The 16,690-nt window shown below is 31.7% G+C and carries 14 protein-coding genes; 12 read left to right on the forward strand and 2 right to left on the reverse strand.

Annotation, left to right across the window (positions count from 1 at the left end; all coding sequences use genetic code 11):
- Nucleotides 1–99: 99 nt before the first annotated feature.
- Nucleotides 100–2,475, forward strand: coding sequence for a GAF domain-containing protein (locus tag AB8B90_RS11660; protein WP_405337067.1), 2,376 nt, complete (start codon nucleotides 100–102; stop codon nucleotides 2,473–2,475).
- Between the two features lie 5 nt (nucleotides 2,476–2,480).
- On the opposite strand, the gene AB8B90_RS11665 is transcribed toward AB8B90_RS11660, so the two are convergent.
- Nucleotides 2,481–3,710 carry a Pycsar system effector family protein gene (locus AB8B90_RS11665; protein ID WP_405337069.1) on the reverse strand — a complete coding sequence of 410 codons (1,230 nt, stop codon included), beginning with the start codon at nucleotides 3,708–3,710 and terminating at the stop codon, nucleotides 2,481–2,483.
- Between the two features lie 186 nt (nucleotides 3,711–3,896).
- Between AB8B90_RS11665 and msrB the strand changes: the two genes are divergently transcribed.
- From msrB to AB8B90_RS11700, 7 genes are all read left to right on the forward strand, one after another.
- Nucleotides 3,897–4,358, forward strand: coding sequence for a peptide-methionine (R)-S-oxide reductase MsrB (gene msrB, locus AB8B90_RS11670; RefSeq protein ID WP_405337071.1), 462 nt, complete (start codon nucleotides 3,897–3,899; stop codon nucleotides 4,356–4,358).
- Nucleotides 4,348–4,887: a peptide-methionine (S)-S-oxide reductase MsrA gene (gene msrA, locus AB8B90_RS11675; protein ID WP_405337073.1), complete on the forward strand. Its 540-nt coding sequence runs from the start codon at nucleotides 4,348–4,350 to the stop codon at nucleotides 4,885–4,887. Before msrB ends, msrA begins: the two co-directional genes overlap by 11 nt.
- 17 nt (nucleotides 4,888–4,904) lie before the next feature.
- Nucleotides 4,905–5,177 (forward strand): glutaredoxin family protein, encoded by a 273-nt coding sequence (locus AB8B90_RS11680; RefSeq protein ID WP_405337075.1) that lies wholly within the window; start codon nucleotides 4,905–4,907, stop codon nucleotides 5,175–5,177.
- Nucleotides 5,146–6,708 (forward strand): protein adenylyltransferase SelO, encoded by a 1,563-nt coding sequence (locus AB8B90_RS11685; RefSeq protein ID WP_405337077.1) that lies wholly within the window; start codon nucleotides 5,146–5,148, stop codon nucleotides 6,706–6,708. Before AB8B90_RS11680 ends, AB8B90_RS11685 begins: the two co-directional genes overlap by 32 nt.
- Nucleotides 6,709–6,790: 82 nt before the next feature.
- On the forward strand, nucleotides 6,791–8,014 hold the full coding sequence (locus AB8B90_RS11690) for an alpha/beta fold hydrolase (protein WP_405337079.1): 1,224 nt from the start codon (nucleotides 6,791–6,793) through the stop codon (nucleotides 8,012–8,014).
- A 60-nt stretch (nucleotides 8,015–8,074) separates the two neighbouring features.
- Entirely contained in the window at nucleotides 8,075–11,755 is a 3,681-nt protein-coding gene (locus tag AB8B90_RS11695) for a metallophosphoesterase (protein ID WP_405337081.1), read from the forward strand.
- Between the two features lie 17 nt (nucleotides 11,756–11,772).
- Nucleotides 11,773–12,375, forward strand: coding sequence for a DUF2652 domain-containing protein (locus tag AB8B90_RS11700; RefSeq protein ID WP_405337083.1), 603 nt, complete (start codon nucleotides 11,773–11,775; stop codon nucleotides 12,373–12,375).
- 12 nt (nucleotides 12,376–12,387) lie between these two features.
- Here AB8B90_RS11700 and AB8B90_RS11705 read toward each other — a convergent pair whose 3' ends face one another.
- Nucleotides 12,388–13,194 (reverse strand): hypothetical protein, encoded by an 807-nt coding sequence (locus AB8B90_RS11705; RefSeq protein WP_405337085.1) that lies wholly within the window; start codon nucleotides 13,192–13,194, stop codon nucleotides 12,388–12,390.
- A gap of 124 nt (nucleotides 13,195–13,318) precedes the next feature.
- Here AB8B90_RS11705 and AB8B90_RS11710 point away from each other — a divergent pair, with 124 nt between their 5' ends.
- The 4 genes from AB8B90_RS11710 to AB8B90_RS11725 are packed head-to-tail and all read left to right on the forward strand — an operon-like array spanning nucleotide 13,319 to nucleotide 16,669.
- Nucleotides 13,319–14,179: an acyl-CoA thioesterase gene (locus AB8B90_RS11710; protein WP_405337086.1), complete on the forward strand. Its 861-nt coding sequence runs from the start codon at nucleotides 13,319–13,321 to the stop codon at nucleotides 14,177–14,179.
- Nucleotides 14,179–14,868, forward strand: coding sequence for a glycerophosphodiester phosphodiesterase (locus tag AB8B90_RS11715; protein ID WP_405337087.1), 690 nt, complete (start codon nucleotides 14,179–14,181; stop codon nucleotides 14,866–14,868). The genes AB8B90_RS11710 and AB8B90_RS11715 overlap by 1 nt, the downstream gene beginning before the upstream one ends.
- A complete protein-coding gene (locus AB8B90_RS11720) occupies nucleotides 14,865–16,124 on the forward strand; it encodes an NAD(P)/FAD-dependent oxidoreductase (RefSeq protein ID WP_405337089.1) in 1,260 nt (419 codons plus the stop codon). Before AB8B90_RS11715 ends, AB8B90_RS11720 begins: the two co-directional genes overlap by 4 nt.
- Entirely contained in the window at nucleotides 16,121–16,669 is a 549-nt protein-coding gene (locus AB8B90_RS11725; RefSeq protein ID WP_405337091.1) for a DUF1697 domain-containing protein, read from the forward strand. Before AB8B90_RS11720 ends, AB8B90_RS11725 begins: the two co-directional genes overlap by 4 nt.
- Nucleotides 16,670–16,690 lie beyond the last annotated feature (21 nt).

Raw genomic sequence — 16,690 nt, forward strand, 5'->3', positions numbered from 1 at the left:
CTATTCACATATTCTTTCGTAACAATTTAGCTGTAAGAAAGTCTAATAATTATCGACAATAGTTTTAATTCGTAACTTTATAAGTTCAGAACAGCCACTATGAATAATCTCAACGATAACCTTGATTCACCTTTTAAGCTTTTAGTAAGTTTTAATAAACTACTTAAGTATTATGAGGATTTAGCAATAAGTGATGACGAATTCATAGCTGCTAAAGCTAAACGTGTTTTAAAAAGTGCTGATGCTTACCCTATACTAAGAGAGGGTTTTAGCGAAATATCTGTTTTGAAAGAACGAGAAAAAGAAATCGGAATTATTCTTCAGGATTCTTTTAGTCCTGTACTTTCTAAAAATGAAATAAAGACGGCTTCAGTACCTTTTCATAATCTTATTTTTAATTCTTCTGAGCGCTTCAAAAATATTATAAGAGAGGCTGGTGACGATTTTGAATTGAAAATCAAAAACATGCCTGAAGATGATAAATACATCATAGCATGTACTATTATTCTGGCATTTTGTTACGGTTATAATTTAAATTTCAAGCGTCCTTTTTATTATGAAATTCCTAATGAAAAAGGCATCATGCAATTTTATAAAATTTTATATAATGCCGATTTTACTGAAATTATTCCAACAAAAAAAGCTCCTAAAATTACACAAGAAGATGTTGATGAACTTCTTGATAATTTCGAAAATATTGAGTTGTGGAAGAAAAAGTTCCCCAAAGACAGTTACTTATTTAAGGGTTTTGTAATCTCTAATATTTTTAATGTTACAGATGACCAATCTATATCTAATATTAAGACTACTTTAATTGGAGAAGATAAAAGAAAGGATGAAGGGTTTATGGAAGACTTCCATGCTGTTTTTCAATCACTACTTGGTTTGAAAAATATAAAAGTTGGATTTTCTATATACAATGAAGAAGAGTGTCAATTTGAGCGTGTTTATGGAGTTGAAATGAATAGCTTTTTATTAAATAAGTTAGATAGTGAAAGTTGTTCAGGAACACTTTGTAAGCATTCTTATAAACGTTTATTAGAAGATAAAAAATTCTATACTCTATCTGATGTTAATAAGTATTATGAGTTGTCTAAAGGTAAAGCGCCTCAAATAAAAACACTAAAGCATCAAAATATTAAAAGCGCCATTTTAGCACCTATTGCTAATGAAGATGGCTTGTTAGGAATTCTTGAAATTGTTTCAGAAGAACCGAAAGTGCTTAATAGCATAAATGCCAATAAGTTAAATGACGTGATGCCATTTATTGTTTCCGCAGTAGAGCGTTCTAAAAATGAAGAAGAAAATTTGGTGGAAGCCATAATCCAAACCGAATGTACATCAATCCATCCAAGTGTGCATTGGAGATTTGAAAAAGAAGCACGGAATTTTATTAAAGATCAATTGAATGGTAAGGAACCTAACTTTAACAAAATAGCATTCGATAATATATATCCACTTTATGGTCAAATTGATATAAAAGGATCTTCAGAAGCTAGAAATTCTGCAACAAGAGACGATTTGACAATTCAGTTAAATGCACTGAAATCTATTGTTGAAAATGCTTTAAAGATTGAAAGTTTACCAATATATGAGCAATTCTTATTCCAAATAAACACCTATTTAAATGGATTAAAAACTAATTTTCAAGTTGATAGTGAACAGCAAATTTCCGCATTTATTAATCAAGATATTGATCCAGTTCTTGATCACTTAAAGGTGACACATGAGTTAAAAGAAGAGGTTCAGTCTTATTTTGATAGTATTGATGATAAAGTTAAAGTGCTTTACCATCACAGGAAAAATTATGACGATACCATTGCTCTAATCAACAAAGAAATGGCTTGGCTTTTAGATAAAAAACAAATTGAAGCTCAAGCGATGTATCCTCATTATTTTGAGCGTTTCAAAACTGACGGTGTGGAGCATAACATGTACATAGGAGAATCTATAACAAAAGAAGATAGTTTTAATCCGATTTACTTATACAACCTACGATTATGGCAGTTACAAGTTATGGTAGAGATGGAGAATGCTTTTTATTTAATGCAATCTGACTTTCCAGTAAAACTTGATGTTGCCTCCATGATACTAGTATTTAATCAACCATTATCTATTAGTTTTAGAATGGACGAAAAACAATTTGATGTAGATGGTACGTATAATGCACGTTATGAGATTGTAAAAAAGAGAGTTGATAAAGCGTATATAAAAGGAACTTCAGAACGTGTTACTCAAAAAGGAAAAATAAGTATTGTGTATTCTCAAAAACAAGATGAAATAGAATACATGAGATATATTAAATTCTTACAATCTAAAAAATATTTAGATAATGATATGGAGATTGTAGAACTTCAAGACTTACAAGCTGTTACAGGGTTAAAGGCTATACGCGTAAGTGTATTGTATCATAAAAAAAACAATAATAAAGAGTTTTATACCTACCAAGATTTAATGAAAGAAATAAAAGCTTGATTTAATTATTGAATTAAAGAGCTTGCTTCGTCTATTATGGTACTTGTTCCATACATTTCAAAAGCTAATCCAAAACAAATTACACTTATTACAATACCAATCATAAAAACTGTATAGGTTAAACGAAGTAAGTTGTATTTTCGATTTAATACCAAACCAAGGAAATATAAGTCTTTTGTGAGTGAACTATAAAGGTAGTCTCTGTCTTGCATCATTTCGTTCATAGCCCATTCGAACTCATCAAGTTTCATTTTATGAAAGTTTCCAAAGAACAATAAGTTTACTTTTTTATTGGCGACATCTTCTTTAGAAAACTTACCACTTGTTACGTTAGGTCGTGTGGCAAGAACCGATAACACAATTGAAGCTACAGTGAATAGTGCAAAAACAACTGTAGGCCAAATTAAATAAGAATTCGAAGGATTATCTAATTTTGACACAAGATTAGATAAAACCAATGAAATGATAATCGCATTCACAGATAATAAAATATTAGCTTTTGTATCTGCAATATCACTCAAGGTTATATGATTTCGGAGTGCCACTCTAAACATCGTTTCTATGCCTCGCTCAGGTAAATCCAATTTGTGTTTTTTAAACTGTAACTCTGCCTTTTTCTGTTTAAGTTTCTCAGTTTTTTCCTTGATTTTATTTTGACTCTGTATGAGGTTTGCTAAGTTTTTCCCCTTACGCTTTTCCCATTTTGAAGCCGCTTCAGGGGAATAAAATGTATGATTTGTTATGAATTTGATATTCTCTTGCAGCCATTCGTCCTTAGATACTTTTTTATCTAAAGTTAGTTCCCATTCTTTACGCAAAAGCGATGAGTAATCTTCATAGTTTTTACTTGAAACATGAGCACAATCTGCATCTCTAATAAGTCCTTCCAAATTATTTTTTGGTTCATAATGCATTTGGGTTGCTAATATGATTTCTGAAACGTTATTGATTATGTCTTCAGATATGTTTTCAGATTTTAAAAATCCTTCTGCAATTTTTGCACTTTCCTTTTCATGACCATTAATAGTTTTTGTAAATCCAGTATCATGAAACCAGGCTGCTAAAATTAATTGTTCCTTTTCATTATCAGTCAACTCAACTTCTTCAATGAGTTCATGAACTTTAGCAACAACTCTTTGGGTATGAGCAATATTATGATAAACAAAGGAAGTGTCTAAATTATCATTAAGATGATTAGAAACAAATTGTTCGGCTTTAGTAATAAGAGGAGTCATAAAATGGATTTTTAGTAAAAATACTAAACTTTAGTTAATGTAAAATAGGCACTTTATTTTGTCGTAAATTTATAAAATGCTTTCAGTAAACTAATCATAATAAATAATTGTAAGAAATTTAGATTTATTTCGACTAACTTTAAATTGAAAGCATATATATTAATTAAAAAAAGAAAGGACTATATCATGCTTACTTGGAAAGACGTTATCAACTTTTCCGTAAATGGGAATCCTACTCCTGATAAACGAGTAGAAAAATCAGAAGCCGAATGGCAAGCTCAATTAACTCCTGAGCAATTTAGAATTACAAGACAAAAAGGAACTGAACGACCACATAGTGGTGCATTATGTAGTATTTATGACGAAGGGCAATATAATTGTATTTGTTGTGATACACCTCTGTTTGATTCTACTATCAAGTTTAGCTCTGGAACAGGTTGGCCAAGTTTTACACAACCAATTAAAGAAAATGCTATTAAATATGAAAGAGACGCTTCTTTCGGAATGGTTCGTGTTGAGGTGATGTGTAATACTTGTGATGCGCATTTAGGTCATATATTCCCAGACGGCCCAGAACCTAGCGGATTGCGCTATTGTATCAATTCAGAATCTATGCAACTCGAAAAGGAGGTAGCAAATGACAACTAAAAACATACAAGTTGCTACTTTTGGAGGTGGTTGTTTTTGGTGTACTGAAGCAGTATTTCAAGAAGTGAAAGGTGTTCTTAAGGTTGTCTCTGGATATTCTGGCGGAATTGTCCCTGGACATCCAACATATCGTGAAATTTGTACTGGATTAACAGGTCATGCAGAAGTCATTCAAATAACGTTTGATGCTAATGTCATTTCATTTGAAGAAATGGTTGTCATTTTCATGACAACTCATGATCCTACAACATTGAACCGTCAAGGTGCAGATCGTGGAACACAATATAGATCAGTAATTTTTTATAATGATGATGAGCAAAAAGCGATTTCTGAAATTGTAATCAAAGAATTAAAAACATATTACGAGAATCCAATCGTGACAGAAGTATCTCCTTTAGATGTATTTTACGAAGCAACAAAAGAACATCAAAATTATTATAGAGATAATCAAAATCAAGGCTATTGTAGTTTTGTGATTACGCCTAAGTTGACTAAACTTCGCAAGCTTCATTCAGATAAGCTTAAATAACGAGAAAGAATTTAAAAATGAATACTATTATTAAACTTTATGGTGCCGAAAGGTGCCATAAAACACAACACTATAAGATGTTTTTTGATGGATTAAGTCTTGATTTTGAGTTTTTTGATGTTGAACAAAATGTAGATTATGCTGAAGAATTACGTAACTTATACAACAATAGAAAACTAAATTTCCCAACAATTACTATCGATACAAAAACATTAAGAAACCCGTCAGATAAAGACCTTTTGAAATGGCTAGACAAATATGAATTTAAATATAAAACATACATTCACTAAAGAATTGCCAGCAGATCCAATTTTAGAGAATGCAACACGACAAGTTAAAGAAGCTTGTTTTTCGTATGTGGAACCTAAAAAAACAAAAGCACCAGTGTTGATTCATGTTTCTAGTAATATGGCTTCTACTTTAGGTGTTTCTGAAAATGAAATTAAACAAGAATCTTTTACTAATGTATTTACTGGGAATAAAGTGTTACCAAATACAACGCCTTACGCTATGTGTTATGGTGGACATCAATTCGGACATTGGGCTGGGCAACTAGGTGATGGAAGAGCAATTAATTTATTCGAAGTTGAACATCTAAATAAACAATGGGCGATTCAACTTAAAGGTGCTGGAAAAACACCATATTCAAGAACTGCAGACGGATTAGCAGTATTGCGATCTTCTGTAAGAGAATATTTATGTAGTGAGGCTATGTTTCACCTTGGTGTGCCCACTACTAGAGCGTTATCATTAGCATTATCAGGTGATGAAGTGCTAAGAGATATGCTTTATGATGGAAATTCAGCTTACGAAAAAGGTGCTATTGTGTCTCGAGTGTCGCCTTCTTTTCTAAGATTCGGGAGCTACGAGATTTTTGTTGCTAGACAAGATCATAAAAATCTAAAAATATTAGTTGATTATACCATAAAGCATCATTTTTCACATTTGGGCAACCCTTCTAAAGCAACATATATTAAATTTTTTGCTGAAGTATCAAGGCGTACACTGGAGATGATTATTCATTGGCAACGCGTTGGTTTTGTTCATGGAGTTATGAATACAGATAATATGTCAATACTTGGTTTAACCATAGATTATGGTCCATATGGTTGGCTTGAAGGTTTCGATTTTGGGTGGACTCCAAATACAACCGATAACCAGCATAAGCGTTATCGATATGGCAATCAACCTAATATCGGACTTTGGAATTTGTATCAATTAGCTAATGCACTATATCCATTAATTCAAGAGACAGAACCTTTAGAAACTATATTAGAACAATATAAAACAGATTTTGAAACTAAATCTTTAGAAATGATGAGATCCAAGTTAGGATTAGACCTTGTTGATGACAAAGATAATTTATTGATTAAAGCACTCGAAGATTGTTTGCTGCTTTCCGAAACAGATATGACAATTTTCTTTAGAAATTTATCAAGTTTTAAAAAGGGTGATGCTTCAAAAGGATTACAAATTGTAAATGATGCATTTTATATGCTAACTGAAATTTCAGCTGAAATTGCACAGCAGTGGAAAGATTGGTTTGGACGTTATGAATTTAGATTAGATAAAGAGACACGTTCTGATGAAGAAAGAAAAATAGCGATGAATAAAGTCAATCCTAAATATGTACTCCGGAATTATATGGCTCAATTGGCTATTGATGACGCAAATAAAGGCGATTATAAATTAATTGATGAATTATTTAAATTATTAAAACAGCCATACCAAGAGCAATCAGAATATGAAAAATGGTTTGCAAAACGTCCAGATTGGGCAAGACACAAAGTAGGTTGTTCTATGTTGTCATGTAGTTCTTAAAGTCACTTTTTTAAGTATTTTCAATTTATTGCGACCAACTACTAATGCATAGCTAACTTTAAATTTTACATAAAATCAGATTATGAAAACTGAAAAACTTCAAATTGAAAATATAAAAGGTATTAAACTTCAAGCATATCTAGAATTGCCTGCGAACCAAAAACCAAACTACTTTGCAATCTTTGCGCATTGCTTTACGTGTAGTAGTAACTTAAGTGCTGTTAAAAATATTAGCAGGTCACTTACAAACCATGGTTTTGGAGTATTAAGATTTGATTTTACTGGTTTAGGTAGAAGTGAAGGCGAATTTGCAGATAGTCATTTTTCTGCGAATGTTGATGACCTTATTTCAGTAAATAATTTTTTAAAAGATACTTATAAAGCGCCTTCATTGTTGGTTGGGCATTCATTAGGTGGAGCTGCAGTATTAGTAGCAGCTTCTAAATTAAATAACATAAAAGCAGTAGCAACTATAGGTGCACCTTCGACAGTTAATCATGTAAAACATTTGTTTTCGCATGGAATTGATGAGGTTAAAAATAAAGGTGAAGTAGAAGTAAATATAGGAGGTAGACCTTTTAAAATTGATGAAGCATTTGTGTCTGATTTCGATAAAACTGATTTGCCTACCATAGTTAAATCGTTAAGAAAACCACTTTTAATTTTACATTCTCCAATTGATTCTATTGTAGGGATAAACAATGCAGAACAATTATACCATAAAGCACATCATCCTAAAAGTTTTGTTTCTTTAGACAATTCAGATCATTTATTATCAAAAACCGAAGACAGTAAGTATGTTGGTAATGTTATTGCTGCTTGGGTTGAACGTTATTTTGATAAAAAAGATAACATAATGTTGGATACCAATGGAGAACAATTAGTTGGACATTTAAATCTTATAGAAGATAATTTTACAACTTCTATTCAAACTAAAAAACACAGTTTTATTGCAGATGAGCCTACTACGATTGGAGGTGATGATTTTGGCCCTTCACCTTATGAATATTTGAATGCGTCTCTAGCTGCATGTACAGTAATGACTTTGAAAATGTATGCAGAACGAAAAAAATGGGATTTACAAGAAGTGTTTGTTTATATCTCATATTCAAAAAAGCATAGTGATGAGCTAGAATTGGATGTTGAAAAACCTGGATATTTAGATCATATAAGTAAAAAGTTGAAGTTTGTTGGGAATTTAGACGACACACAAAAACAGCGATTAAAAGAAATTGCCTCCCGATGTCCAGTGCATAAAACTTTAGCAAGTGAAGTTGTATTTAATACTTCGATTATTTTGAACTAAACTTAAATCAGATTTTTCTTATTGATTTACTATCTTTAAACATCTTAAAAACTAACCAAGATGAAAATAAACTATAAAGTTTTAATGGTATTCATATGCCTAATTCTATGTAATGCATGTGCAACATTTAAACCACAATATAAAAATGACAATAAGTCCAGTACATTTCCAAATAAAAAAATAAAACATTCGTTTTACTTAATTGGAGATGCTGGAAACTATCAATTAGGAGCATCCTCAGAGGTGCTAGAGGCTTTTGAGACTGAGTTAAATAACGCAACAAAAAATAGTACTGCAATATTTTTAGGGGATAACATTTATCCTATTGGGTTTCCTGATAAAAATCATAAGCATAGAAATACTGCTGAAAAACGTATTGAAGCTCAAACCAATATTGCTAAAAATTTTAAAGGTCAAACTGTTTTTATTCCAGGAAATCACGATTGGTATTCTGGAGTAAAAGGCTTAAAACGTCAGGAAAAATTCGTTGAAGATGCATTAGGAAAAAATACATTTTTACCAGAAGATGGCTGTCCGATTGAAAAAATTCATGTTACAAAGGATATAGATGTTATTATAGTTGATAGTCAATGGTATTTAACCAATTGGAACAATAAGCCGACTATTAATGATGATTGTCAAATAAAGACTAGAGATGCTTTTTTGAATGAATTTAGTAGTCTCATAAAAAAAGCTAGAAGTAAGACCACTATTGTTGCGATTCACCATCCAATGTTTACTAATGGGCCGCATGGAGGACAATACAGTGTAAAAAACCATATGTCTCCATTACCGGTTTTGGGAACAATAAAAAACGTGTTTAGAAAAGCAAATGGCTTAAGTGATGTGGATCTTCAAAACAAGCATTATAATGAGCTTAAACAACGGTTAGTGAGTTTGGCTCAAGAAAATAAAAAGGTGGTTTTTGTATCTGGTCATGAACATAGTTTACAATATTTAGAAAAAGATAATCTCAAACAAATTGTTAGTGGTTCTGGTTCAAAAATCACACCAACTCGCAATGTTGGAGCTGGGTTGTTTTCTTATGGAACACCAGGTTATGCAAGGTTAGATGTATTTGAAGATGGGTCTTCATACGTTAGATTTTATTCCGTAACAGACAATAAAATTGTTTTTGAAAGCCAAGTGTTTCAGCCAGATTTAAAAGCATACCAATCTTATCCTGAGGATTTTCCAGATACAGTAATGGCATCAATTTATACAGCTGAGGAAACCAATGCCTCTAAAAGTCAAAAATTCTTTTGGGGTGAACGCTACCGTAAATATTTTAGCACTAAAGTTGAAGCGCCAACTGTAAATTTAGATACGCTTTTTGGAGGATTAAAACCTGTGCGAAAAGGAGGTGGGAATCAATCAAAATCTCTACGACTTGAAGATGAAAATGGAACTCAGTATGTTATGAGGGCTTTGCGTAAACAAGCTTTACAATATTTACAAGCAACTGTTTTTAAAGATCAATATATAGAAGGACAATTTGAAGATACAGCTACAGAAGAACTGTTACTTGATGTCTTCACTGGGTCACATCCATATGCACCTTTTGTTATTGGTGATTTGTCTGATGCAATTGGAGTCTATCACACTAATCCAGTTCTGTATTATGTACCACACCAAAAGGCTCTAGGAGATTATAATGATGATTTTGGAGGTGAATTATATATGATTGAAGAGCATACTTCAGAAGGTCATAGCAATCTAGCTAGCTTTGGCTTTCAAGATAAGATTGAGAGCACAGACGATATGATGAAAAAACTTCATAAAGACGAAGACATAATTATAGATGAAGCTGCTTACATTAGAGCACGTTTATTTGATATGCTTATTGGTGATTGGGATCGTCATCAAGATCAGTGGCGTTGGATTGAGTTTAAAGAGAACGGAAAAAAAGTATTTCGTCCTTTACCTAGAGATAGAGATCAAGCCTTTTCAATTATGGGAGATGGCGCTTTATTGGGTACTGCAATTAAACTTATTCCTGCAGCACGTTTGCTCAGAGAATATAGTGATGATTTAGTTGATGTGAAAAGTGTTAATGTTGAACCATATCCTCTAGATATGGAATTAATACAACATTCAGGAAAAGACGTTTGGGATGCTCAAGTTAAAATAATTCAAGAAGGAGTTACCGATGAAATTATTGAAAAAGCTTTTTTGAATATGCCCAAAGAAGTTCGAGATGACACTGTAGAGGAAATTAAGCGTAAGTTAAAAGCAAGACGAGGTAATCTTCAAAAAATTTCTGATCGTTATTTTAAATTAACTAACGAACTTGCTGTAATTAAAGGTACAAATAAAGACGATTGGTTTGATGTTGAACGTATGCCTAACGGACAAACAAAAATTACAGGTTACCGTATTAAAGATGGTAAAAAAGCTGATGTGTTTATAGATAGAACGTATCAAAAATCGGAAACAAAAGAAATATGGATTTATGCTTTAGATGATGACGATGTCTTTCATGTTTATGGTGATGGTAATGATTATATCAAAATTCTTTTACTCGGAGGCCAAAATAACGACACTTATGATATAGAAAATGGAAGTCGATTAAAGTATTATGATTATAAATCTAAACCAAATACATTTAAAACGAATAAAGGTAATCGTAGGTTAACAGATAATTATTACACAAATGTTTACAACTACAAAAAACTTAAAACAGGAACCACTCAAATTTTACCAAGTTTAGGAGCAAATCCTGATGATGGATTTAAAATAGGAGCTGCATTTACTAAAACAAATTATAACTTTGAACGCAATCCTTTTTCTTCAAGACATAGTTTTAAAGCAGAATATTTTTTTGCAACTAATGGTTTTGATTTAGGCTATGGAGCTGAGTTTGCTAATGTATTTTTTCAAAACGTAAATTTTGCTATTGATATAGATTTTACTAGTCCTAATTATGCAACCAACTTTTTTGGCTTTGGAAATGAAACTACAAATCCTGAAGCTGACGATGATGATGGTTTAGACGTAGATTTAGACTACAACCGAGTTAAGATTAGAACTTTTAAAGCAATGCCATCTCTAGTTTGGAGAGGTCATTCTGGCTCTGAAGTTAAAGTAGGATTGTCTTACGAGTCTAATGAGGTTGAACGTACAGAAAATCGATTTATTGAGTTGTTTCCAGAAAATAATGAATTATTCGATAAACAAGATTTTTGGGGAGTTGATGCTAAATATAGTTTTCAAAATAAAGATAGAGAAGCATTTCCTACACTGGGTTTTCAATTAAGTGTTCAAGCTGGATACAAGAACAATGTTTCAACCGAAAAAGGATTCTCATATATAATACCAGAAATAGGATTTGACTACAAACTTATTCCAAGTGGTGATTTAGTATTAGCAACAAACTTTAAAGGGCATATTAATTTAGGGAATGATTTTGAATTTTATCAAGGTGCCACCTTAGGTGCTGATAACGGACTGCGAGGTTATAGAAACCAACGTTTTACTGGAAAACGTGCATTTGTTCAAAGTACAGATTTACGACTAAATTTAACGCGTGTGAAAACTGGTTGGTTCCCAGTTTATCTTGGTGTTTATGGAGGAGCTGACTATGGACGAGTATGGTTAAATGATGATAATTCTGATAAATGGAATAATTCATTTGGAGGTGGCTTATTTGTAAATATGGCAAATATGCTAACAGGTAATATTTCAGCTTTTAATAGTGATGATGGATTGCGTTTAGCGTTTAGATTAGGCTTTGGATTTTAAAATGAAAATAAGAAATAGTGGAAGAAAATAATTCAACTTTAATATGCATACCAGACATAAGTGGGTTTACACGTTTTATGAGCGATACCAATATCGAGTTGAGCTCAAAGGTTATTCCTGCTTTGCTTAATGAAATAATTTATGCCAATGATATAGGTCTTAAAGTCTCAGAAATTGAAGGTGATGCTGTGTTGTTTTTTAAAAAAGGAGCACTTCCTCCTTTTATAGACTTAATCAATCAATGCAAAACTTTTTTCACTCAGTTTTATAAGCAACTTGATGTATTGTCAAAAAAATATAGTCAAGAACGAGGTATAGATAATGTACCAGAATTAGGTTTGAAAATCATCCTTCATTATGGAGAAGATGTAGAATCTGTCCAAATAGGGAGTCACATCAAACTTATGGGTGAAGATGTAATTGTTGCTCATCGTCTTTTAAAAAATGATATTAAAGAAGACGAATATTTGCTCGTGTCTGAAGTTTTATTAAGCCAATATAAAAATGAAGTTATTGAACGTAATTTTGGTTGGGGAAAACTTCAAGATGATGAAGAACGATATAAGCACTTAGGAGAAATCAATTACAGTTACGTAAAAATGAATAAATTGTTAGAATGATTTTACTTTTTTCTATTTTATATCAAAACGATAGATGTTTCCTCCCTGAAATTTATTACGCTCGTCAGTAATAAGTACTTGATTATCGTTGATGAAATTGATGCCTTCCTTTTGAGAATCATGATCAAATTTTAAAACTTTTATTGTTCCACTAAAGAAATCATCATTAGTGTAATCTGTTAATTTCCATAGTTTATTATGATTTAACAAAACTACAGTCTTTCCATTTTCACTTATGTCAGCAGAGGTGACTTTGTTGTGTTTTCCTTCCAATTCTATTTTTGAAATATGGATAGCTTCGTGTTGCCCAATCTTATTAGGAACCTTAATAAGATCACATACTTTATTGTCTTTACTAAAGATATAAAAGAACCCTTTGTGTAAGAAAAATGATTCAAAATCTATGGAGTCAAGATTTTCAGGAAGTGTAAATTGTATTAAATCTGCACTTTTTGAATTTGAGGTGTTCTTAATATTAGATATTTTGTAAATCGTAAACTTAGTTCTATCCTCATCATTATTTCCAAAATCACCAATGTAAATGTTGCCATTTGAATCAGAAGTTAAATCTTCCCAGTCTATATTTTCAGAATTAGATACAGTTACGTCTTTTACAATTTTACCTTGAAGATCTAAACCATATATATGATTGCTATTCCCTGAATCTTCTATAACCCATAACAAATCTGAATCAACAGTTTTCTCAATAGCAGATGTTTCTTTTAGACTAGAAGGTAAATCAGCTAAAACATCAAGATTTCCTGTTTTACAGGAGATAAGTATTAGACCGACACACAAAAATTTTATAGTTGCTTTCATATATTTAAAATATGATTTTGGACTGTAAAACTAAAATTTTTAATCTTAAACTAATTATAAAATTTAACTTTATAGGTTTTTTGAATGCCCATTTTTATAGCTTTGAAAAATTAAGTATTCCAATATGAAATCAACTCAAGATTTATTACAATTAATACACTTAAATCAGATTGAAAATAATAAGTTTCAAGGGTTTAGTAAAACTGTTGGTAGTCCGAATGTTTTTGGAGGACAAGTGCTTGCACAAGCTATAAATGCTGCTGCTCGAACCATTACAAATGGAAGAATATTACATTCACTACATTCTTATTTTTTAGAACCAGGACATCTCGAATTACCAATTATTTATGATGTAAGTATCGTTAGAGATGGCGGAAGTTTTTCTGTAAGACGTGTGACTGCTGAACAAAATGGAATAACTATTTTTATACTATCAGCCTCCTTTCAGAGAGCCGAAACCGGTTATGAACATCAAATAGATATGAAACCGAATATCAAATTGCCAGAAGCACTAATGAGTTGGACAGATTTATTAGAAATGTATCGCGATGTGCTCCCAAGTAGAGTGAAAGGATTTTTTGAAATTGAACGTCCAATAGAATTTAAACCAACTCAAATTGCAAACCCTTTAGAGAAGAAAGATTTACCTCCTTTTACAGATGTTTGGGTAAAGCTTAAAGGGGATGTGACGCGTTTGAGTAGAAGTGAAAAACAACAAATATTGACTTATATTTCAGATTATAATATTCTTACGTCTGCAATGAATAGACATGCCAGTAAAGCCAATTGGAATAATACACAAACTGCTAGTTTGGATCATTCGATGTGGTTTTTTAGAGATTTTGACTATGACGATTGGTTGTTGTATTCAATAGAATCTCCAAATACATCTAATGCTAGAGGTTTTGCAAAAGGCAATTTATTTACTAGAGAAGGTGTTTTAATAGCCTCTGTCGCACAAGAAGGTTTAATGCGTCCAAAATAATGTCAAATCAATTACTAAAAATAGGTCATAGAGGTGTTAAAGCTCATGTTGCTGAAAATACCATTGCTTCGGTTAAAAAAGCCCTAGAATTTGGTGTTGATGCTATTGAGATCGATGTTCACAAATGTGCTTCAGGAGAATTAGTTGTTTTCCATGATTTCACTTTAGATCGAATGACCAATGGTTCAGGTGAAGTTAACAAACATACCTTAACACAACTCAAAAAACTAAAGGTTGAAAACAAGTATAGGATTCCAACTTTAGAGGAAGTCTTAAACGTTATCGATAGACAATGTATTTTAAATATTGAATTAAAAGGAAGTGAAACGGCTATGCCAACATGTAAAACTATTTCAGAATATATAGAAACAAAGTATTGGAATTTAAATCATTTTTTAATTTCTAGTTTTCAGCATCAAGAGCTGAAAACAGTTTATAATATAAATCCACAATTACGATTAGGAGTTCTCACAAAAGCGAGTGTTTCAGATGCTATTGCATATGCTAAGACAATTGATGCTCATGCAATTCATCCCAATGTTGCTTTATTGTCAAAAGATAATGTGACTTTAGCTCAAAATAAAGGGTATAAAGTCATAACTTGGACAGTTAACAACCAACAAACTATAGAGCGAGTGAAAGGATATGGTGTAGATGGAATTATTTCTGATAATCCCGAATTGATATGAAGCAGTATGATGTCATTATCGTTGGAGGAGGAGCTGCAGGTTTTTTTGCGGCTATAAATATTGCTGAACAAAATCCAGCTTTAAAAGTTGCTATTCTAGAACGTGGAAAGGAAGGATTACAAAAGGTGAAGATTTCAGGAGGTGGACGCTGTAATGTTACACATGCTGAATTTGTTCCTTCAGAATTAGTTCGCAATTATCCAAGGGGTGAAAAAGAATTGTTAGGCCCTTTTCATCAATTCATGACTGGTGATACCATCGAATGGTTTGACCAAAGAGGAGTAGAATTAAAAATTGAAGATGATGGTAGAATGTTTCCAGTTTCAAATTCATCTCAAACCATTATCGATTGCTTTTTAAATGAAGCAAACAAAAACAAAGTTGAAGTTTTATATAATCATCCCGTAAAACGAATTCATAAAAAAGACGATAACTGGATTTTAGAAACTAATGATGATCAATTCAATACCGAAAAACTAATAGTTGCAACTGGAAGTAATCCGAAAATTTGGAAACTTTTAGAAGATTTAGGTCATACGATTTCTCAGCCAGTTCCTTCATTATTTACGTTTGATATTAAAGATGAACGTATTAAGGATATTCCTGGCGTCGTAGCTAAAGACGTTTTTATAAAAGTATTAGATGATTCCTCTGCTTTTGAAGGAGAGGTGTCTCGTAGAGACGGAGTGGTTAATTTAGAATCTGAAGGTCCTTTACTAATTACTCATGTTGGAATGAGTGCACCTTCTATATTAAAACTATCTGCTTTTGGTGCTATTGAATTGGCGATGCGTAACTATGATTTTCAAATTGAGATTAATTTTATAAAACAGTCTTTCGAAGATTGTTTAGCGCATTTAAAACAACTAAAATTAGATGTTGCAAAAAAAACAATCTATAAATCGACTCAATTTGAACTTCCAAAACGTTTGTGGCATAAACTAGTATTGGCATCTGATATGGATACCGAAACACGTTGGGCAGATTTAAATAAACATCAGTTAGATGCTTTAGCAAATCAATTAACTAAAGCGGTGTTTCATGTGACTGGTAAAAGTACATTTAAAGAAGAGTTTGTCACTGCTGGAGGAATTAACTTAAAGGAAGTTAATTTCAAAACCTTCGAAAGTAAATTACATAATAACTTATACTTTGCTGGCGAAATTCTGAACATTGATGCTGTAACAGGAGGCTTTAATTTTCAGAATGCTTGGACAGGTGCTTTTATTGTGTCCAAATCGATATCACAATCATGAACACTTTTATAATATTATTAAGAGGTATAAATGTTGGTGGACACAAAAAAATACCAATGGCAGAATTGAGACAGTTACTGACTAATTCTGGATTTAGTAATGTTAAAACATATATTCAAAGCGGTAATATCATTTTGCAATCTTCCGTTTTAGATAAAAGTAAAATTGAAAGAATTATACAAAAACAAATATCAGATCATTTCGGATTTGATGTTCCTGTAATCGCTAAAACTAGCGTTGAATTAATAAGAATTTTTGATGCTTATCCATTTTCCAAAGTGAAAAAAGAACAAAGTTATTTCGTCATTCTCAGAGATATTCCTCAGCCAGAACTAGTAAAAAAAGCTTCTGAGAAAACATTTGATAATGAAGAATTTGTAATCATTGAGGATTGCCTATATTTTCATTCTTCAAAAGGTTATGGTCGTTCAAAGTTCAATATGAATGCATTTGAAAAAATTTTAAAAGTAAAAGCGACTTCTAGAAATTATAAAACAATGCTAAAGTTAATTGCGATGTCTTCTGAAAATGAAAAAGACCACTAGATATTTATTACTTTTGCAAAA

This window comes from Psychroserpens sp. (assembly GCF_045105015.1).
Lineage (GTDB): Bacteria > Bacteroidota > Bacteroidia > Flavobacteriales > Flavobacteriaceae > Psychroserpens.